Raw genomic sequence first — 19,605 nt, forward strand, 5'->3', positions numbered from 1 at the left:
ACATCGGCGGGTTGCCGTGCTTGCGGCTGGGCAGGTCGGCGTGCTTGGTGCGGAGCATGGCCAGGGCGGCGGCGAGGACCTCGCGGGTCTCGGCCGGGTCGATCACGTCGTCCACCAGACCGCGTTCGGCCGCGTAGTACGGGTGCATCAACTCGCTCTTGTACTCCTTGATCTTCTGCGCGCGCATCGCCTCCGGGTCCTGGGCCCCGTTGATGTCCCGCCGGAAGATCACGTTCGCCGCGCCCTCCGCGCCCATCACCGCGATCTCGTTCGTCGGCCACGCGTACGACAGGTCCGCGCCGATCGAGCGCGAGTCCATCACGATGTACGCCCCGCCGTACGCCTTGCGCAGGATCAGCTGGATCCGCGGCACCGTGGCGTTGCAGTACGCGTACAGCAACTTCGCGCCGTGCCGGATGATCCCGTCGTGCTCCTGGTCCACACCCGGCAGGAACCCGGGCACGTCCAGCAACGTCACCAGCGGAATGTTGAACGCGTCGCACATCTGCACGAACCGCGCCGCCTTCTCCGAGGCGTTGATGTCCAGCACACCCGCCAGCGACTGCGGCTGGTTCGCGATGATCCCCACCACGTGCCCGTCGATCCGCGCCAACGCGACGATCACATTCGTCGCCCACCGCTCATGGATCTCCAGGTACTCGCCGTGATCGACGACCTCCTCGATCACCTTGCGCATGTCGTACGGCCGGTTGCCGTCCGCCGGCACCAAGTCCAGCAGCGCGTCGCAGCGACGGGTGACCGGGTCCTCGGTCGGCGTGGCCGGCGGCATCTCCCGGTTGTTCTGCGGCAGCAGCGACAGCAGGAAGCGGACCTCCTCGATGCACGACTGCTCGTCGTCATACGCGAAGTGCGACACACCCGAGACCGAGGAGTGGACGTCCGCGCCACCCAGACCGTTCTGCGAGATCTTCTCGCCCGTCACCGCCTGCACCACGTCCGGACCCGTGATGAACATCTGCGAGGTCTCCCGCACCATGAACACGAAATCCGTCAACGCCGGCGAGTAGGCGGCGCCACCGGCACACGGACCCAGCATCACCGAGATCTGCGGGATCACCCCCGACGCACGCGTGTTGCGCTGGAAGATGCCGCCGTACCCGGCCAGCGCCGTGACACCCTCCTGGATCCGCGCACCCGCACCATCGTTCAACGACACCAACGGCGCACCCGCCGCGATCGCCATATCCATGATCTTGTGGATCTTCTGCGCATGCGCCTCACCCAGCGCACCCCCGAAGATCCGGAAATCATGCGCGTACGTGAACACCGTCCGCCCGTGCACCGTGCCCCACCCGACGATCACACCATCGGTATGCGGCTTCTTCCCCTCAAGACCGAAACCCGACGCACGATGCCGCCGCAGAGGCTCCACCTCGTGGAACGAACCCTCGTCCAGCAGCAGATCGATCCGCTCACGGGCCGTCAACTTGCCCTTCGCGTGCTGCGCCTCGGTGGCCGCCTCACTCGGACCACGACGAACCTGCTCGCGCAGCTCGTGCAGCTCGGTGACCCGTGCTCGGGTCTCGTCCACGCCAGTCATGCAACCTCCTCCGACGGCCGACTGCGGTCACGCTCCGGGCTGCGGCTCGCGCGGAACTGGAGCGCGGGTGGACCCGGCGGCCGGCCCGGACGCTTCGAGGGCGATTCGAGAGGCTGCGCCTAGCGTTTGCAGTATGGAGATCCAGCAGATGTCCGTGCGGCATGCCTACCGCCTGGTGCCGCAACGGTTCGAGGACGACCGCGGCTGCTTCTTCGAGGCGTTCCGCGAGGACGAACTCGCCGAGGTGGTCGGCCGGCCGGTTCCGGTCCCGCAGAGCAACTACTCGGTATCCCGGCGCGGCACGCTGCGCGGGATCCACGGCGTGGCGATGCCGCCGGGGCAGGCGAAGGTGGTCACCTGCGTGCGCGGTGAGATCCTCGACCTGGTGATCGACCTGCGGCCCGGCTCGCCGACGTACCTGGAGTACGAGACGAACAGGCTGAGCCCGGAGAGCGGGGTGTCGGTGTTCATCCCCGAGGGGCTCGGGCACGCGTTCCTCGCACTGACCGACGACGCCTGCGTCAACTACCTCTGCTCCAGCACCTTCGTGCCCGGCACCCAGCTCGACCTGGACGCGCTCGACCCGACGCTCGACCTGCCCTGGCAGATCGACGACTACGAGGGCGAGTTGCTCCGGTCCCCCAAGGACGCCGCCGCGATCACCGTCGAACAGGCCGGCAAGGAAGGCCTGTTGACCTCCTACCAGGACTGCCTGGACTTCTACGCCTCGCTGAGGAAGTAGCCGCCCACCGTTCCCTTTCCCTTGATACGGAACGTTCCCTTGATACGCAACCGCCGCCCACCGGATCCCCGGTGGGCGGCGGTTCCGCGTTTCAGGCCCGGCCGGCGCCGAGCGTGTTGAGCACCGAGACGAGCGTGCGCGCCTGGATGTTGACGTACCGGCTGTGCTGCAGCAGCGAGGCGAACTGCGAGAGCGTCAGCCAGTGGTAGCCGGGCGGCTCCTCGACCGCGAAGTCCTCGTCCACCTCGATCACCTGGTAGGTGCTCTCGGCGTTGAGGAACCGGCCACCCTCCTCGGCGTGCACGGCCTGGTAGCGGATCGACTCGGGGGCGGCCGCGAGCACCAGGTCGAGGAACGGCGGGCGGTCCTCGGCCGGCAGCCAGTCGTAGTTGCCCGGCGTGTACTGCACGGTCGGCGCGAGCTCGACGGTGTCCAGGAACCCGCCCTCGGGCCGGGCGTGCGCGAGCACGTGCAGCACGCCGCCGACCCGCTTGGCCAGGAACGCCGAGACGCCCTGCCCGCGCGGCTCGAAGAGCGGCTGGGTCCAGCTGGAGACCTCCCGGCTGCCCGCCTCGACGCTCACCCCGACCACGTCGAAGTAGCGGCCGTCCACGTGGCTGATCGTGTCCTCGGTGCGCTGCCAGCCGGGGATGCCGTCGAGCGGGACGGACTGCGCCACCACGTCGTGTCCGGCGCGCTCGACGGTGAACCAGGAGCCGAGTTCGGCGTCCGAGTGCAGCGCGCCCGCGGCCGGGTCGCGGGACAGGTCGGCAGCCTCCTCGAAGGCCGTCAGCCCCTCCCGGGCCAGCCCGGCGGCCTTGGCGGAGCCGACCGGCAGGCAGGCCAGCACGCTGCGCGAGTCCATGTTCACCACGTTGTCCTGGCGCAGCAGTTCGCCGATCTGGCCGAGCGTGAGCCAGCAGAAGTCCGGGTGGACCTCGACCTCGTCGAGCGCCTCGACCACGATGTTGCGGTTCGCCTTGCGCAGGAACCAGGAGCCCTGCTCGGACTGCATGCTCTCGGAGAGCACCCGGCCGCGGCCCTGCGGCTCGACGAAGTACTCGATGTACTTCACGTCGGCGCCCTTGTGCACCTTGGTGTAGTTGCTGCGGGTCGCCTGGACGGTCGGCGAGAGCTGGAGCAGGTTCGGGTTGCCGGGCTCCATCTTGGCCTGCATCAGGAAGTGCAGCACACCGTCGAACTCCTTGACCAGCAGGCCGAGTACGCCCACCTCGGGCTGGCGCATGATCGGCTGGTACCACTCGCGGACCGGCCCGGAGTCCGTCGTGACGTGCACGCCCTCCACCGCGAAGAACCGGCCGCTGCGGTGCACCAGGTTGCCGGTCTCCTCCTCGAAGTACCAGCCGACCAGCTCGCTGAACGGGACCTTGGTCACCTTGAAGTTGTTGGCCCGGCGCCGGGCGTCCAGCCAGGCGTGGAACTCGCCGGTGGGCAGGTGCGCGCCCTCGGTGGCGGCCGCCGACAGTGCGAGCCGGCCGGGCAGGGCGAAGTCCTCCCGGGGCTGCAGCGTCGGCGTGGCGGTGGAAACGGACACGGAGACCTCCGAAGACGTGGTAAACGGTGAAGACGGGTTCAGCGGCTCAGCCGGGTGCCGGCCAGCTCCTCCAGCTCGGCCACCAGTTCGCCCGGGGAGGGCAGTTCGAGCAGTTCGGTGCGCAGGCGGGCCGCGTTCCGGGCGAACGAGGGCTCGGCCAGCAGCCGTTCCAGCCCCGAGCGCAGGACGGCCGGACGGTTCGGATCGGTCGCGTGCACCAGCAGGCCGGCGCCCGCCTCGGCGACCCGGCGCAGGTTCAGCTCCTGCTCGGCGGCGAACGAGATGCCGAGCTGCGGCACACCGGAGGCGACCGCCGTCATGGTGCAGCCGGCGCCGCCGTAGTGCACGACCGCGGCGCAGCCGGGCAGCACGAGGCGCAGCGGCAGGTTCTCGTAGACCAGCGTGCCGGTGGGCAGTTCGCCGAGCGCGGCGACGTCCGCCGGGTTGGCGAGCAGCAGCAGCTCGGCGTCCAGGTCGGCGAAGGACTCGACCAGCTCCGGCAGCAGCTGTGAGCCGCGACCGTGCGTCCTGGTCAGCGAGTTGCCCCAGACCAGGCAGACCCGCGGCCGCTCGCCGGGCGGCGCCGGCAGCTCGACCGGCGCCGACCACGGTCCGTTGTACGGGATGTGACGCACGTTCAGGCGCGTTGCGTCGGTGACCGGTTGCAGGCTCGGCGGGCACGGGTCGATGACGTAGTCGATCAGATCGACGCCCATCTCGCCGACGCCGTACCGGGCGAAGCTGCCGGTCGGGTCGCCCGGCATGATCCGCAGCTCGGGCTCGCGGTCGGCGGTGCCGAGCGGCCCCCACAGGTGCAGCACCGAGGGCACGCCGAGCACCCGGGCCGCCAGCAGGCCCTCGATGCTCATCCGCTCGTGCACCACCAGGTCGGGCCGCCAGGCGCGGGCGAACTCCACGACGGCGTCGAAGTTGTCGGCCGACTGCTGGGTGATCCGCGAGCGGTTCTGCTGCCGGAACGCGGGGAAGTCGAAGTCGGTCAGCTCGGCCATCTCCTCCCCGGTGATCGGGTGCAGCGGCAGCTGCGGGAACGGCCAATTGCCGGCCTGGGCGTCCCAGAAGTTGCTCAGCCGGGTCTGCAGGAGCATCTCCAGCCCCGGCTCGATGATCGGGACCGGGGTCAGGCCGGCCTGGGAGACCTTCTCGGTCTCGCTCGGGGCGCAGACCACCCGGACCTCGTGGCCGGCCGCCTGCAGCGCCCAGCCGAGCGGGACCATCGAGTAGTAGTGCCCCGACCAGTCGGAGACGGTGAACAGCACGCGCATGGGAGTCCGCTCCTCATGGGGTCATGGGGTCATGGGGCCTGGGGGCCAGGGGTCATGGAGTCAGGGGGTCAGGTGGCCGGCGGTCCAGCCGCCATCGACGACCACCTCGGTGCCGGTGACGTACGAGGAGGCGTCCGAGCTGAGGAAGAGCACCACCTCGGCGCACTCCTGCGCCTCGCCGAAGCGGCGCAGCGGCAGCGTGCGGTGGAACCACTTCACCTGCATCTCGTGCAGGTCCTTGGTCATCTCGGTGTTGATCACGCCCGGGCAGACCGCGTTGACCCGGATGCCGTCGGGGCCCAGCTCCATCGCGGCGACCTTGGTCATGCCGACCACCGCGAACTTCGAGGCGCAGTAGGCGGAGAGGTACTTCAGGCCGATCAGGCCGTCCACCGAGGAGATGTTGACGATCGTGCCGCCGCCGGCCTCGCGCAGCGCGGGCACGGCGGCCTGCATGCCGAGGAAGACGCCGAGCTGGTTGACCTCGACCACGGCCATGAAGTCGGCCGGGGACATCTGGTCGAGCAGGCCGATCTCGCACACGCCGGCGTTGTTGACCAGCGCGTCGAGCTTGCCGAACTCGGTGCGGGCGCGCTCCACCGCGGCTGCCCAGTCGTCCTCCGAGCGGACGTCCAGGTGCTGGTAGACGGCGGCGTCGCCGAGTTCGTCGGCGAGCTGCTTGCCCTGCTCGTCGAGGATGTCGGCGAGCACCACCCTGCCGCCCTCGGCGACGAAGAGGCGGGCGGCGGCGGCGCCCTGCCCGCGGGCCGCACCGGTGATCAGTGCGACTCGGCCTGCCAGCTTTGCCATTGTGCTGCCCTTCACGGTTTGGTACTGGACTGAACTGGACTGGACGGTTGGATTGCGGACGGAGCCGTCAGGCGCTGACGGCGGAGCGCAGACCGGTGAGGACGGCCCAGAGGCTGCCGGGGGTCGCGAAGGTCTCCGAGTTGAGCGCCTCGTCGGGGAACGTGACGCCGTAGATCTCCTCCAGGCGCATCAGGGTGTCGATGGTGGCCATCGAGTCCAGGCCCTGGTCACGCAGGCAGGTCCCGGCCGTCAGTGCCTCGCGGGCGGGCAGCAGCGGCAGCGCGTTGCGGACCACGGTCTCGAACTGGTCGTCCCACATGGTGGTTTCCTCTCTTGGTGGTGTGGCGCCCAGGGCCCGTCCGGCGGACAGGCCCTGGGGGCTGTCTGACAGCCCCCAGGCGTCAGGCGGCCTTGCGGTACTCGGCCAGTTCGGCGCTCAGCCGCTTCTTGTCGGTCTTGCCGTTCGGGGTCAGCGGCAGCTCCGGCAGCACGTGGCAGATCGGCGGCACCTTCGCTGCCTCGACCCGCTCGGCGAGCCGCACGGTGATCTCGTTCGGCGACAGGTCACCGACCGCGAAGAGCACCAGGTCGCGCCCGTCCTCCGGCGGCAGCACGGCGGCGGCCCGCACGCCCGGGATGTCCAGCACGGCGGCCTCGATCTCCAGCGCGCTCATCCGCACGCCGCGGCGCTTGAAGAGGTCGTCGCGCCGGCCCTGGAAGTAGAGGTGGCCGTCGGCGTCCAGGTGGCCGTAGTCGCCGGTGTGCAGCACGTTGCCGGTGCCGCCCTGGTCCGGGCGGAACCGCTCGCGGCTGAGCTCGGGGGCCCGCCAGTAGCCGGCCATCACGTGCGGGCCGCGGACCACGATCTCGCCGATCTCGCCGGCCGGCAGCAGCTCGCCGTCCTCGCCGAGGATCAGCACCTCGGTGCCGGGCAGCGGGCGGCCCACCGAGTGCGGCTTGGCCAGGTCGCCGTCCGGCTCCAGCACGGTGATCCGCTTGCACTCGGTGATCCCGTACATCGGGGCCACCGAAGCCTCGGGGAACGCGCGGCGCAGGCCCTCGATCACCGGCGGGTTGAGCGCCGCGCCGGTGTTGGTGAAGAGCCGCACGGCCGGGGCCGGGCGCTTGTCGCGGGCGGCCAGGCGCAGCAGCATCTCGGCGAGCGAGGGCACCACCGGGAAGACGGTGACCTTGGCCTCGTGCAGCACGGTCATCAGGCCCACGTGCGAGTCGGCGTCGGAGAGCACCAGCTCGGCGCCCGCGCCGATGGCCAGGAAGACCTGGTAGAGGCCGTAGTCGAAGGAGAGCGGGATCGCGGTCAGCACCACGTCATCGGCCCGGTAGCCGAGCCGCTGCGCGATCGCGGCGGCGGCGAAGGTGGTGGTCCGGTGCGGGCTCATCACGGCCTTGGGCATCGAGGTGCTGCCGGAGGTGTAGATGAGCAGCGCGAGGTCGTCGCCGGTGACGCTGCTGTGGGCGGCCGGGGCGGGGCCGGCCAGCGGGAGCTCGGCGACGTCCACCACCGGGGCCTCGGTGAGTTCGGCGAGCAGCTCGGTGTCGGCGCCGGTGCCGATCACCACGGCGGGCTCGGAGTCAACGAGCACCCGGGCCAGGTGGAAGCGCTTCATCCCCGGACCGATCGGCACGAAGACCGCGCCGGCCCGCAGCGCGCCGAAGAGCAGCGCGACGAACGCGCGGGTGTTGCCGAGCCGGGCCAGCACCCGGTCACCGCGCTGCACCCCGCGCTCGGCCAGCCAGCCGGCGAACGCGTCGGCGGCGTGGGAGAGTTCGGCGTACGTCCAGGCGCCCTCGTGGTCGCGGACGGCGGGCGCCGACGGGCGGGCGGCGGTGGCCCGGTCCAGCAGCTCGTGCACCAGGTCGGTGCCGGGGGCCGGGATCTGCTCGGTCATGGTGTTCTCCTCTCCGGACTGCGCGGCTGCGGGCTGTGCGGGTGTGGGCTCTGTGGGTACGGGCTGCGCGGGTGTGGGGTCCTGGGCGGTGGCGATCACCACTGCGGCACCTCGGTGATTTCCAGCACCGCCGCGGTGCAGCTGTAGCCGGCGCCGCCGCCGAAGAGCATCACCTTGTCGCCGGGCTCGACCGCGTTGGTGCGCAGCAGCCAGAGCAGGCCGGCCGTCCAGTCGCCGGCCCCGATGTGGCCGGTGGTGCGCCCGTACTCCCAGCTGGTCAGGTGCTCGGGGATCTGCAGCAGGTGGTGGTGGTGGAAGCCGCCGGCGAACTTGCCGGTCGCGCCGACCACCACCCGCTTCAGGTCGCGGACGGATACCTTCGCCGCGCCGAGCGCCTGGTTGCGGGCCTGGTTGATCAGCCGGGCGGTGCGCAGTTCGGTCTGCTTCGGGTCGCCGATCTCCGCGGCCTGGGCCGACCGGGCGACCAGGTCGATGGGGCCGGTGGGCGGCACCGGCCGCAGCGGCTCGGTACCGCGGGCGGACTCCTCCAGCGAGTTGTCCACGGCGGTGAAGGTGGAGAGCACCCGCGCGAAGCCGCCCTGGGTGGAGAGCACCATGGCGGTGCCGCCGTCGCCGTAGACGTTGTAGTCGTGCATGTTCCAGCGGTCCACCCGGGGCAGCGCGAACCGGTCGGCGGTGGTCAGCAGCGCGGCGCTGCCCTTGCCCACCCTGGCCGTCAGGTGCGCGCCGGCCAGCTCGATCGAGCCGAGACCGCCGTTGCAGCGCTGCTGGACGTCGAAGGCCGTGACGTGCCGCCCGACCGTGCCGGCCGCCACGTAGGAGGCGGTCGGCCAGATGTCCAGGCCCTGGAACCAGAGGCTGCTGTGCAGGGCGAGCGCGAACTCCCGAGGGTCGATGCCCGAGTTGGCCACGGCCTGCTGCCCGGCCCGGACCGCCATGTCCGGCGGCGCGACGTCCTCGGCCACGCAGATCGAGGTGTAGTCACGGGCCTTGCACCGCTCGGCGTCGTACAGGCCGTCCTCGACGGCCTGTTGGGCGGAGACCGGCTCGCCCAGCCAGGTGCCGAGTCCGGCGACGAAGAGTTGATCCCACTTCACAGGTTTTCCCACCTCGACATGAAAGTGACGCTCGACATGAAAGTGACCGGAGAGCGCTGGGGAGCAGCCGGCTCGGGCTCGGACGGTCGGCCTCGGACGGTCCAACGCGGACGGTCAGCCGCGACCGGCGGCGAACTCCTGGATCGAGGCGATCATGTAGTCGAGCATCTCGGCGGTGAGCAGCGGGTGGACGCCGATCCAGAAGGTGTGCTCGGTGACGATGTCGCTGTTCTCCAGGCCGCCGACGACCCGGTTGGGCCGCTCGACGTACGCCGGGTGCCGGGTCAGGTTGCCGCCGAAGAGCCGCCGGGTCCCGATCTTGCGGGATTCCAGGAAGTCGGTGAGGCCCTTGCGGGTGAACGGGGCGTCCGGCTTGACGGTGATCACGAAGCCGAACCAGCTCGGGTCGCTGCCCTCGGTGGCCTCCGGCAGCAGCAGGCCGCGGGTGCCGTCCAGGCCGTCGCGCAGCCGCTGCCAGTTGCGCTTGCGGGCCGCGCCGAAGTCGTCCAGCTTCTTCAGCTGGGTCAGCCCGAGCACCGCCTGCAGGTCGGTCGGCTTCAGGTTGTAACCGATGTGCGAGAAGATGTACTTGTGGTCGTACCCGTACGGCAGGGTGCCCATCTGGTGCTTGAACCGCTTGAGGCACTTGTCGTCCTCGCCCGGCTCGCACCAGCAGTCCCGGCCCCAGTCGCGCAGCGACTCGACGATCCGGGCCAGCGCCAGGTTGCGGGTGACCACCGCGCCGCCCTCACCCGTGGTGAGGTGGTGGGCCGGGTAGAAGCTCACGGTGGACATGTCGCCGAACGTGCCGGTGAGCTTGCCCTGGTAGGTCGAGCCGACCGCGTCACAGTTGTCCTCGATGAGGAACAGGTCGTTGTCCTCGGCCAGTTGGGCCACCTCGGCGACCGCGAACGGGTTGCCCAGGGCGTGCGCGATCATGATCGCCTTGGTCTTCGGGCCGATCGCCGCCGCGATCCGGTCGACCGTGGTGTTGTAGGTGCCGAGCTCGATGTCGATGAAGACCGGGACCAGGCCGTTCTGGACGATCGGGTTCACCGTGGTCGGGAAGCCCGCCGCGACGGTGATCACCTCGTCGCCGGGCTGGAGCCGGCGGTCCTCCAGGTGCGGGGAGAGCAGCGCGCTCATCGCCACCAGGTTCGCCGAGGAGCCGGAGTTGACCATGTGCGCCTTGCGCAGGCCGAGCATCTTGGCGAACGCGCTCTCGAACTTGCGCACCCCGACGCCGGCGACGATCCGCAGGTCCAGAGCGGCCTCGACGAGCGTGGCGCGGTCGTCCTCGTCGAGCAGCGCACCGGCCGGAAGCAGCGGTGTGACACCGGGTACGAACGCGTCGCTCCGCTCGATCTCCCGGTGGTACTTCCGGACGTTCTCCAGCAGCAGCGCTCTTGTGTCTGCGTCGCTCATCTGCATCGCCTCCTGCGAAACATCCGGGCCCAGCAACGGCTCCGGCTCTGTTCGGACACTCGGCTTCCGCCGGCGACCGTTCGCGCCGGGCTCCGCCCCGGGGCCAAAGGTGATGCCAACGACTCAAGGAGACCTCGAAAGCGGGCTGTGGCCGGGCCACGGAGCCACCGGGGAACCAACGCCCCGGAACGACGCCGCGGAACGACGCGGGCGCACGACACAGGGGCCCGGCGCGGCCGGGGCTGCTCCCCCACCGCACCGGACCCCTGTAGCGGCCCCTGTGCCACGCGTCGCTCAGACGGCGGCGACCTCGCCGCGGACCGCGCCGGCCTCCTGCCAGAGCGCTGTCAGCGAGTCGGCCGCCGAGTGCCGCGCCGACCAGCCGAGCACCGCCGCGGCCTTCGAGCAGTCCAGCTGCTGCCAGTCCAACCCGGCGCTGCGGTCCGGCTCGTGGCCCTCCTCCAGCAACTGGGCGGCGATCCCGCTGGTCGCGATCAGGCTGCCGACCATCCAGCGGACGGCCACCGCCTCACCCCGGCCGATGTTGAACAACCGCTCCTGCGGCGGCACTTCGGCCACCTTGGGGCCGGCAGCGAGGAGCACCGCGGCGGTCACGTCGCGCACGTCCACGAAGTCCCGCAGCGCACGCAGCGGCGCGACCCGGATCACCGCGGTGCCCCCGGTCCGCCCGGCCTCGGCCAACTTGCCCGCCACCATGCCGAGCAGGCTGCCCTGCGGCGATCCGGGCCCGACGACGTTGGACAGCCGCAGCACGACGCCGTCCAACTCGCCGCGCGCGGTGGCCTCCAGGACCAGCCGGCTGCCCGTCAGCTTGGTCTTGCCGTACGGCGTGACCGGATCGGGTGCGTCCCCCTCGCTGAGCGGGACGCCCGGCTCGGTCAGGCCGTACTCGTGCACCGAACCGAGCTGGATCAGCCGCGGCCGCCGCGCCTGCGGCTGCGCGGTGAGCGCGCCGATCAGCCGCTCGACCAGCCGCACGTTGCCCTCGGTCATCTGCTGCGGCGACACGCTCCAGACCCCGCCGGTCGCGTTGACCACCACGGTCGGGCGCACCTCGTCGAAGAGCTCGGCGATCGCGGCGGGCGGATCGTTCAGCAGGTCCAGCACGAGGCCGCCCTCGGGCGGGCGGCGCGAGGCGGTCACCACGTCGTACCCGGCCTCGGCGAACCCGGCGCACAGGTGCCGTCCGACGAACCCGCCGCCACCGAGCACCAGCGCCCTGCCCACGGCCCGGCCGCCCATCAGACGAGCGCGGGCTGCCGGCCCGCCGCGTCCAGGGTCGCCAGCTCGGCCTCGGTCAGCTCGCCGTTCCTGGCCAGCGCCTCCAGCACCGGGACGAGCTCGGCCGGCGTCGGGCGCTGCTCGGTCTCGGCGCGCAGTCGCTGCGCCGCCTCGCGGTAGGACGGCACGTCCAGCAGCTCGCGGACCGAGCGGCGGATCGACTCCGGATCGGCCTGGTCGCCGAGCAGGTGCAGGCCGGCGCCGGTGGCGGCCAGCCGGGAGCCGTCGGCGTCCTGCTCGGGGCCGAAGGTCAGGGTCAGCTGCGGGACCGCGGCGACCGCGGCGGTCATCATCGAGCCGGCGCCGCCGTGGTGCACCAGCGCCGAGCAGGTCGGCAGCAGCAGGTGCAGCGGGAACCGGCCCATCACCGTGACGTTGGCGGGCAGTTCGCCGGCCAGCGCGAGGTCCTCGGGGTGGCCGGGCAGCACCACCTCGACGTCCTCCTCGGCCAGCGCCGCGAGCACCTGCGGCACCAGGTAGGAGCCGGCGCCGTACATGCGGCTGACCGAGTCGCTCCACAGCACGCAGACCCGCGGCCGCTCGCCCGCGTCCAGTGCCCAGGTGCCCATCGCACCGGGGCCGTTGTACGGCACGTAGCGGACCGGCAGCCTGGTGCCGTGCACCGGCGGCGCCATGCCGGCCGGGCACGGGTCGATCACGTAGCGGACCAGCTCCGGGCCCATCGGCGCCAGCCCGTTGCGCGGGAAGGACCGCGTGTAGTCGATCGGCAGCGGATAGAGCACCGGGTCGCTCTCGTCGGTGCCGACCGGGCCCCACAGGTGCGAGACGGCCGGGATGCCGAGCACGCCGGCCACCAGGAAGCCGTCCAGGCTCAGCCGGTCGTGCACCACCAGGTCCGGGCCCCAGGCCTTGGCGAACTCCAGCGCGCCGGTGTTGCTGCGGCCGGTCTCCCGGACGATCCGGCGCTTGGACTCCTCGGCGTACGCCTCGAAGTCGAAGCCGTCCAGGCTGGGCAGCTCCTCGCCGGTGTCCGGGTGCAGGCCCGGCAGGCCCGGGTACGGCCAGCGGCCCTCCTTGATCAGCGTGAGGTTGCTGAACCGCGCCAGGAAGACCATGTCCAGGTCGCCGAGCACCGGAACCGGGGTCAGCCCCGCCCGCTCCAGGTAGCCGGCCTGGGACGGCGCGCACGCCACCCGGACCTCGTGTCCGGCCGACTGGAGCGCCCAGCCGAGCGGGATCATCGGGAAGAAGTGGGCCGGCCAGTCCGACACCGTGAACAGCACCCGCATGGGGGTTTCTCCTTCTGATTATTCGTCAGAGTTACTTCTGGGCGGCCAAGTCGGCGCTGCGGCGGTCGGCGACCAGCTGTTCCAGAGTGCGGACCAGTTCGGCCTGGGTCGGCCGGGCCAGGTTCTCCCGGCGCAACTCGGCGGCGGCCTCGGCGAAGGACGGCTCGGCGAGCAGCCGGCTCACCGCCGCCGCGACCGCCTCCGGGTCCGCCAGGTCGCCGCGCACGTGCAGGGCGGCGCCGGTGGCGGCCAGCCGGGCGCCGTTCGCCTCCGCCTCGGGCGCCCAGGTCAGCGCCAGCTGCGGCACCCCGGCGACCAGCGAGGTCATCGCGCAGCCCGCACCGCCGTGGTGCACGACGGCCGAGCAGGTCGGCAGCAGGAACTGGAGCGGGAACCGGGACATGCTGCGGACGTTGGCGGGCAGCTCGTAGACCGTCTCGATGTCCTCCGGGATCCCGGTCAGCACCACCTCGACGTCCAGCTCGGCGAGCCCGCGCAGCACCGTGGGCACCGCGAACGAGCGCGGGCCGAACATCTTGCTCAGCGAGGTGCTCCAGATCACGCAGACCCTGGGCTTGGCCGGCGGCTCCAGCACCCAGGACGGCATCGCGCCCGGGCCGTTGAACGGCAGGTAGCGGACCGGCAGCCGGGTCGCGTCACCGAGCGGCACGGGCAGGCTCGCCGGGTTCGGGTCGATGACGAACTCCACCGACTCGGTGGAGAGTTCGGCCTGGCCGTGAGCGGGGAAGAAGTTGCCGTGGTCGGCCGGGAGCATCCGCAGCAGGGGATCCTCCTCCTCGGTGCCGATCGGGCCCCACAGGTGCAGCACCGCCGGCACGCCGGTGACCTTGGCCGCGAGCAGCGCCTCGGTGCTCAGGATGTCGTGCACGATCACGTCCGGCTGCCAGCGGCGCGCGAAGTCCAGCGTCTGCTCGACGTTCGCCTTGGCCGCGCCGACCACCTCGCGGCGGTTCTCCTGCATCCAGGCGCCGTAGTCGAAGTCCGCGAGGTCCGCCAGCTCCTCACCGGTGACCGGGTGCAGCGGCAGACCCGGGTACGGCCGGTCGCCCGCCTGGGCCATCCAGTAGTAGAGCAGCCGGCACTGCGTCACCATGTCGAGGCCGCCCATCAGCGGCACCGGGGTCAGCCCGGCCTCGCTGATCGGCTGGACCTGCGCCGGGGTGCAGAGGACGCGCACCTCGTGCCCGGCCGACTGGAGCGCCCAGCCCAGCGGCACCATCGCGGCGTAGTGCGCCGGCCAGTCCGATACCCCGAACATCACCCGCATGGTGACTCTCCGTTCCTCGCGGGCCCTCCCCGCACGCGGCGGATCCTGCCGAGGGTCGCTCGATGCCCCGTGGAAGAGCCCTCGAAGTGCCGCAGGCGCCCTCGGAACGTGCGGTCGGCGGCAGCGCCTCCAGCCGGGTTGGAGCAGAGCTCTACCCGACGTGGCCAGCATCGCCGCGTCGCCGCGGACCGGACCTGAGGAGAACGCGAAATGACCGACGCCGCCATCCGCACCAGCGGACTGCGCAAGACCTATCCCACCCCCCACGGCCCCGTCGCCGCCGTGGACGGGCTGGACCTGGCGGTGAAGCCCGGTGAGTTCTTCGGGCTGCTCGGCCCGAACGGCGCCGGCAAGTCCACCAGCATCGGCATGCTGACCACCCGGATCATCCCGACCGGCGGCAGCGCCTGGGTGGCCGGGCTGGACGTCTCGAAGAACCCGGTCGAGGTCCGCCAGCGGATCGGCGTGGTGACCCAGGCCAACACGATGGACCGCGCGGTCAACATCCTGGAGAACCTGGAGTACCGCGGCCGCTTCTTCGGCATGAGTGGCAAGCAGGCCCGGGCCCGCGCGACGGAGCTGCTGGAGCGGTTCGGCCTGACCGACTGCGCCGACAAGCTCGACGACCACGTCTCCGGCGGCCAGTCCAAGCGCGCCATGGTCTGCCGGGCCCTGATGCACCGCCCCGACATCCTCTTCCTGGACGAGCCGACCGCGGCCATCGACCCGCAGAACCGGCACAACCTGTGGGAGCTGCTGCGCGAGCTCAACGCCGACGGCCAGACGATCCTGCTGACCACGCACTACCTGGAGGAGGCCGAGGCGCTCTGCGACCGGATCGCCATCGTGGACCACGGCAAGGTGCTCACCACGGACACCGTCGAGGGCATCAAGACGACCGCGGGCGCCGAGGCCGTGATCACCATGACGTACTCCGGCGCGGCCGACGTGCTGCTGGAGCGGGCCCAGAAGCTGGACGGCGTGAACCGGGCCGAGGCCGACGGCGCCGACCTGCGCGTCTACGCCGGCAATGACGTGGACGGCCTGCTCGGCGAGCTGATCGCGGCCGGCGCGGACCACGGCCTGTCCGTGCGCAACGCCTCGACGCTGCCGCCGAGCCTGGAGACCGCGTTCCTGAACCTGACCGGCCGGGAGTACCGGGACTGACCGTCCGTCACCTGACTAGGAGCATTCAATGACCATCCTCGCCGCGCCGCCGGAGGCTCCGGCCCCCGCCACTCCTGCCGTACCACCACTGCCCGCCCCGCAGCGGGCCGGGAAGTTCTCCACCGGCCTGCACACCTTCTTCGCCCTGCTCAGCCGCGACATCCGGGTGACCCGCCGCCAGCTCGGCACGCTCGCGCTGCGCTCGGTGATGCAGCCGCTCGCCTTCACCTTCGGCTTCGCCTACGTCCTGCCGAAGATCGGCATGGGCGAGAGCTCGGCCCCCGGCGAGCCCAAGTTCACCACCGTCCTGGTGCCCGGCCTGATCGCGATCACCATCGCCGTCCAGGGCATCACCGCGGTGATCATCCCGCTGCTGATGGAGCTCACCTACACCAAGCAGATGGAGGACCGGGCGCTCGCCCCGGTGCCGCTCTGGGTGATCGCGCTGCAGAAGATCGTCTCCGGCGCCATGCAGTCGCTGCTGGCCGGACTGGTGGTCTTCCCGGTCGTGATGCTGGTGCACACCAAGGGCGAGGCGCCGGAAGTGCACGTGCACAACTGGCCGCTCTTCGTCACGACGTACCTGCTGGCCTGCCTGCTCGCCTCCTCGACCGGCCTGCTGCTCGGCACGGTGTTCCAGGTGCAGAAGGTGCAGAACCTGTTCGCCACCGTGATCACGCCGCTGACCATCCTCGGCTGCGTGTACTTCCCCTGGTCCGCCCTGCACACCGTGCGGTGGCTGCAGTACCTGACGCTGCTCAACCCGGTCGTCTACATGGGCGAGGGCCTGCGCGCGGCACTGACCCCGAGCGTGCACCACATGCCGGTCTGGGCGATTCTGCTCGCGCAGCTCGGCGGCGTCGTGCTGCTGGGCGGGCTGGCGCTGCACAACTTCAAGAAGCGCGTGCTCAGCTGAGCCTGGCCGCTCGTGCTGCTCGTACTGCTCGCGCCGCAGGTGCCACTGGTGGGCCGTCCCTTCGGGGGCGGCCCATCGTGCTGCTGTGCCGGGGGAATCCGGCGGACGGCACCAGCTGATCGGGGTGAACGTGCTGAGCGCGTACGAGGTGTGGGCTCCGCGGCGCTTGCCGCGAGCGCGCACCGGGCCTGCTGAGCCAGAGGCACTCCTCCCCGCCGTTCGGGCCCAGCCCGCACTGGCGGGGATCGTCGTTTCCGCGGCGGCTCACAGGCGGCCGCGGCGGCTCGTGTGACGGACTGCGTCGCCGTGTTCGCGCACCCAACAGGACGGGCCGCACGCCGGCCCCGGAGCCCGTCGGCGAGCTGACCGGTACCGGGCCGGGGTGACTGCACGGTCCGCCGGGGGCTGCAAGGTTACTGAGGGCCGCGCGGTCTGCTGAGGGCAGCACGGTCCGCCGCAGGGCGGCACGCACGCCGGCTGTCGATCAGCGGAGAGCCCAGCCGACCGGACCCAGGGGCTGGGTCCGGTCGGCCCGGTGGCCTGGCCGTCCGGGGGAAGCCGAAACGGCGCGATGCCGGGACCGAGTGCTCCTCGGTGCCGGCATCGCGCCGTCGTCCTTGCGTGGCCGTTGGCCCCGGCTCAGTTGCCCAGGTCGTCCCGGGTCACCTTGCGGGCCGAGATCTGCCACTGGCCGTCCGCGCGGACCAGGACGTCCTCGCAGACGCAGCTCATCCGCAGCGCGGAGGTGCCGCCCTTGGGGGTGGAGTAGATCAGCGCGTAGCAGCGGACGTCGAGGGTGAGCTCGTCGCGCGGGGTGACGGCGACCATGCCGTGCCAGTGGCGGCGCTGCTCGCCGTTGGCGACCAGCTCGGCGTGGGTGCGGGTGACGCCGGCGGCCAGCGCCTCGCGGCCGACGACCGGGTCGGGCAGCGTCTCGGGGGCGAAGTAGCCGTCCTCGGTGAAGGTCTGGGCCCACTCCTCGGCCTTGCCGGCGTCGAGCAGGTGGAAGTGCTGGGCGTAGAACTGCTGCACCTCGGCGTAGAGGACGGCGAGATCCTGGCGGTCGGTCAGAACAGCGGTGGTCATGGCGAGTTGCTCCTCACGAAGAACAGGAAGACGAACGGGAAGAAGGGGTGGGTCAGTCCTCGTCAACGATGGCGACGGCGCGGGTCCAGCCGGCGCCGGCACCGGTGATCTTGACCGGGAAGGCGGCGAGCCGGAAGCCGAACGGCTTGGGCAGCTCGTCCAGGTTGGCCAGCCGCTCGATCTGGCAGTACTCGCGGTCGCGGCCGGCGAAGTGGGCCGGCCACAGGACGCTCTGGTCCTTGCTCTGCGCGTAGTTCTCCAGGATGTTGCCGAACGGGGCGTCCAGGCTGAACGCGTCGGTGCCGATCACCTTGACGCCCAGGTCGAGCAGGTAGTTGGTGGCCGAGGCGTCCAGGCCGACGAAGTCGGTGAAGTACGTCATCGTGCCGGAGTTGCGCCAGGCGCCGGTGTTGATCAGCGCGATGTCGTACGGCTGCGGCTGGTAGCCGATCCGGGCCAGCTCCTTCTCGATGAACTCGGCGTCCACGGTGCCGATGTCGGCCTGGGTGGCGTCGATCACGAAGGCCGGGCGGAAGAACCAGTCGAGCGGCATCTCGTCGATGTGGCGCGGGCCGCCGTCGCGGTAGCTCGCGCGGGAGCCGTAGTGCGAGGGCGCGTCGATGTGGGTGCCGGTGTGCGTGGTCAGCGTGAGGTTGTCGATCGAGAGCAGCTCGCCGTCCGGCAGCTCGGCCGGGTCGAACTCCATGCCGAAGTTCTCCAGCATCTCCTTCGCCATGTGGGCCGCGCCGTCGGCGGGGCTGACGATCTCGTGGACGACCGGCTCCGGCTCCCACTGCGAGGCGTCGATCGGGGTCGAGAGGTCGATCAGAGGCATGGTGGATCTCCTGTGAAAGATAAGGAAGTTGGAAAGATCGAGCGAAAGACTCAGTGGAGGACTCGGCGGAGGACTCGGCGGAGGACCTGCCGCAAGGCTCAGTGGCTCGGGGCGAGCACCCGCGGGGTGAACAGCTCGGAGTGCACCCGGATCGACGGGTTCCCGTAGGCGATCCGCTGGGTGATCTTGGCGCCGATCGGCGTGTAGCCCAGCAGCTTGACGATCCGCGGCCGGATCGCGGCGGCCACCTTGTTGGTCGAGAGCATGCCCTTGCTCTGCATCACCTGGAGCTTCATCATCGCGGCGATGTCGCCGGAGCGGATCCGCTCGTACGCGGCCAGCGTCTGCTCGTCCAGCACGCCGCTGCCGGCCCGCAGCGCGTTGACCAGCACCGGGTGGAGCACCGCGGCGTCCTGGAGCGCGAGGTTGATGCCCTGCGCGCCGAGCGGGCTGTGGGTGTGCGCGGCGTCGCCGATCAGCACCAGGCCGTCCTTGACCCAGCGTTCGGCGCGGGCGGCGAAGACGTCGAGCAGGGAGAGGTCGGAGAGCGAGGTGACCTCGCGCTCGATCAGCTCCGCGTACTCGGGCAGCGAGCTGGCGGCCGCCGAGCGGACGTACTCGATGCCGCGGGCCGCGATGGCCTGGTAGCTCTTGTGCGGCAGGGTCCAGCCGACCTGGATCTTGCCGGGGTAGGAGTCGTACGCGATGGCCGGGCCGCCGTCGCCGCGGTGGATCCGCACCACGCCGGTCGGGCCGGCCGGGGCGGGCAGCTTGAACCAGAGCACGTCCATGTCGAAGACGTCGTGGCGGTCGTTGGAAATCCCGGCCAGCGAACGGGTCTTGGAGAACCGGCCGTCCGCGCCGACCACGCAGCGCGCCGTCACGGTACGCGGGCCGCCCTGGCCGTCGGTGCGGATGCCGCGCACCGCGCCGCCGTCCTCGACCAGAGCCGAGATCCGGCTGCCGGCCAGGTACTCGAAGGTGTCGAACTGCTCGCAGGCGCCGAGCAGTTCCTCCAGCAGGTGGCGCTGCGGGAGGCTGAGCAGGTGGTTGTGCGGGCCGGGCAGCGGCCGGTAGTCGATGTCCATCAGCACGCGCTTGGCGTCGCTCAGGCGGAAGTTGGAGAGCTGGTAGGCACCGCGCTCACGGGCGCCGTCCAGCACGCCGAGCTGGGCCAACAGGTCCAGGCCGCCGGGCTGGAGGATCTCGCCGCGGTACTCGCGCTCGAAGGAGCGCGCCTTCTCGGCCACCACCACCCTGACGCCGGAGCGGAGCAGCAGCAGCGCGAGCGCCAGCCCGGCCGGGCCGCCCCCGACGATGCACACATCCGTCTTGATCTCGCTCAACTTATCTGTCC

At 71.3% G+C, this 19,605-nt stretch carries 17 protein-coding genes; 3 read left to right on the top strand and 14 right to left on the bottom strand.

The window, feature by feature from the left end; genetic code table 11:
* Window positions 1–1,561, bottom strand: a 1,561-nt coding sequence (locus AC060L_RS09990) for an acyl-CoA carboxylase subunit beta (protein ID WP_483798263.1), incomplete at its 3' end; no start/stop codon positions are given.
* 133 nt (window positions 1,562–1,694) lie between these two features.
* Between AC060L_RS09990 and AC060L_RS09995 the strand changes: the two genes are divergently transcribed.
* Window positions 1,695–2,303, top strand: a complete 609-nt coding sequence (locus AC060L_RS09995) for a dTDP-4-dehydrorhamnose 3,5-epimerase family protein (RefSeq protein WP_483798264.1) — start codon at window positions 1,695–1,697, stop codon at window positions 2,301–2,303.
* 91 nt (window positions 2,304–2,394) lie between these two features.
* Here AC060L_RS09995 and AC060L_RS10000 read toward each other — a convergent pair whose 3' ends face one another.
* The 10 genes from AC060L_RS10000 to AC060L_RS10045 all read right to left on the bottom strand — a co-directional run bounded on the left by AC060L_RS10000 (window position 2,395) and on the right by AC060L_RS10045 (window position 14,235).
* A complete protein-coding gene (locus AC060L_RS10000) occupies window positions 2,395–3,858 on the bottom strand; it encodes an NDP-hexose 2,3-dehydratase family protein (RefSeq protein ID WP_483798265.1) in 1,464 nt (487 codons plus the stop codon).
* Window positions 3,859–3,896: 38 nt separating this feature from the next.
* Window positions 3,897–5,141, bottom strand: a complete 1,245-nt coding sequence (locus AC060L_RS10005; RefSeq protein ID WP_483798266.1) for a nucleotide disphospho-sugar-binding domain-containing protein — start codon at window positions 5,139–5,141, stop codon at window positions 3,897–3,899.
* A gap of 60 nt (window positions 5,142–5,201) precedes the next feature.
* Window positions 5,202–5,951: an SDR family NAD(P)-dependent oxidoreductase gene (locus tag AC060L_RS10010; RefSeq protein WP_483798267.1), complete on the bottom strand. Its 750-nt coding sequence runs from the start codon at window positions 5,949–5,951 to the stop codon at window positions 5,202–5,204.
* A 67-nt stretch (window positions 5,952–6,018) separates the two neighbouring features.
* Window positions 6,019–6,270, bottom strand: coding sequence for a phosphopantetheine-binding protein (locus AC060L_RS10015; protein WP_483798268.1), 252 nt, complete (start codon window positions 6,268–6,270; stop codon window positions 6,019–6,021).
* A gap of 82 nt (window positions 6,271–6,352) precedes the next feature.
* Window positions 6,353–7,861 carry a class I adenylate-forming enzyme family protein gene (locus AC060L_RS10020; protein ID WP_483798269.1) on the bottom strand — a complete coding sequence of 503 codons (1,509 nt, stop codon included), beginning with the start codon at window positions 7,859–7,861 and terminating at the stop codon, window positions 6,353–6,355.
* A gap of 95 nt (window positions 7,862–7,956) precedes the next feature.
* Window positions 7,957–8,979, bottom strand: coding sequence for a ketoacyl-ACP synthase III family protein (locus tag AC060L_RS10025; RefSeq protein ID WP_483798270.1), 1,023 nt, complete (start codon window positions 8,977–8,979; stop codon window positions 7,957–7,959).
* Between the two features lie 114 nt (window positions 8,980–9,093).
* The gene (gene rfbH / locus AC060L_RS10030) at window positions 9,094–10,404 is read right to left on the bottom strand and encodes a lipopolysaccharide biosynthesis protein RfbH (protein WP_483798271.1); all 1,311 of its coding nucleotides are present in this window, start codon (window positions 10,402–10,404) and stop codon (window positions 9,094–9,096) included.
* 294 nt (window positions 10,405–10,698) lie between these two features.
* A complete protein-coding gene (locus tag AC060L_RS10035; protein WP_483798272.1) occupies window positions 10,699–11,667 on the bottom strand; it encodes an NAD-dependent epimerase/dehydratase family protein in 969 nt (322 codons plus the stop codon).
* On the bottom strand, window positions 11,667–12,956 hold the full coding sequence (locus tag AC060L_RS10040; protein WP_483798273.1) for a nucleotide disphospho-sugar-binding domain-containing protein: 1,290 nt from the start codon (window positions 12,954–12,956) through the stop codon (window positions 11,667–11,669). Before AC060L_RS10040 ends, AC060L_RS10035 begins: the two co-directional genes overlap by 1 nt.
* A 31-nt stretch (window positions 12,957–12,987) precedes the next feature.
* Window positions 12,988–14,235, bottom strand: a complete 1,248-nt coding sequence (locus tag AC060L_RS10045; protein WP_483798274.1) for a nucleotide disphospho-sugar-binding domain-containing protein — start codon at window positions 14,233–14,235, stop codon at window positions 12,988–12,990.
* Between the two features lie 219 nt (window positions 14,236–14,454).
* Between AC060L_RS10045 and AC060L_RS10050 the strand changes: the two genes are divergently transcribed.
* Window positions 14,455–15,411, top strand: a complete 957-nt coding sequence (locus tag AC060L_RS10050) for an ABC transporter ATP-binding protein (RefSeq protein ID WP_483798275.1) — start codon at window positions 14,455–14,457, stop codon at window positions 15,409–15,411.
* Window positions 15,412–15,439: 28 nt separating this feature from the next.
* Window positions 15,440–16,327, top strand: a complete 888-nt coding sequence (locus tag AC060L_RS10055) for an ABC transporter permease (protein WP_483798276.1) — start codon at window positions 15,440–15,442, stop codon at window positions 16,325–16,327.
* A 639-nt stretch (window positions 16,328–16,966) separates the two neighbouring features.
* Here AC060L_RS10055 and AC060L_RS10060 read toward each other — a convergent pair.
* From AC060L_RS10060 to AC060L_RS10070, 3 genes are all read right to left on the bottom strand, one after another.
* Window positions 16,967–17,413, bottom strand: coding sequence for a nuclear transport factor 2 family protein (locus tag AC060L_RS10060; RefSeq protein WP_483798277.1), 447 nt, complete (start codon window positions 17,411–17,413; stop codon window positions 16,967–16,969).
* Window positions 17,414–17,465: 52 nt separating this feature from the next.
* A complete protein-coding gene (locus AC060L_RS10065) occupies window positions 17,466–18,248 on the bottom strand; it encodes a cyclase family protein (RefSeq protein ID WP_483798278.1) in 783 nt (260 codons plus the stop codon).
* 98 nt (window positions 18,249–18,346) lie between these two features.
* Window positions 18,347–19,594, bottom strand: coding sequence for an FAD-dependent monooxygenase (locus AC060L_RS10070; protein WP_483798279.1), 1,248 nt, complete (start codon window positions 19,592–19,594; stop codon window positions 18,347–18,349).
* Window positions 19,595–19,605 lie beyond the last annotated feature (11 nt).

The organism is Kitasatospora sp. NEAU-69 (assembly GCF_057158765.1).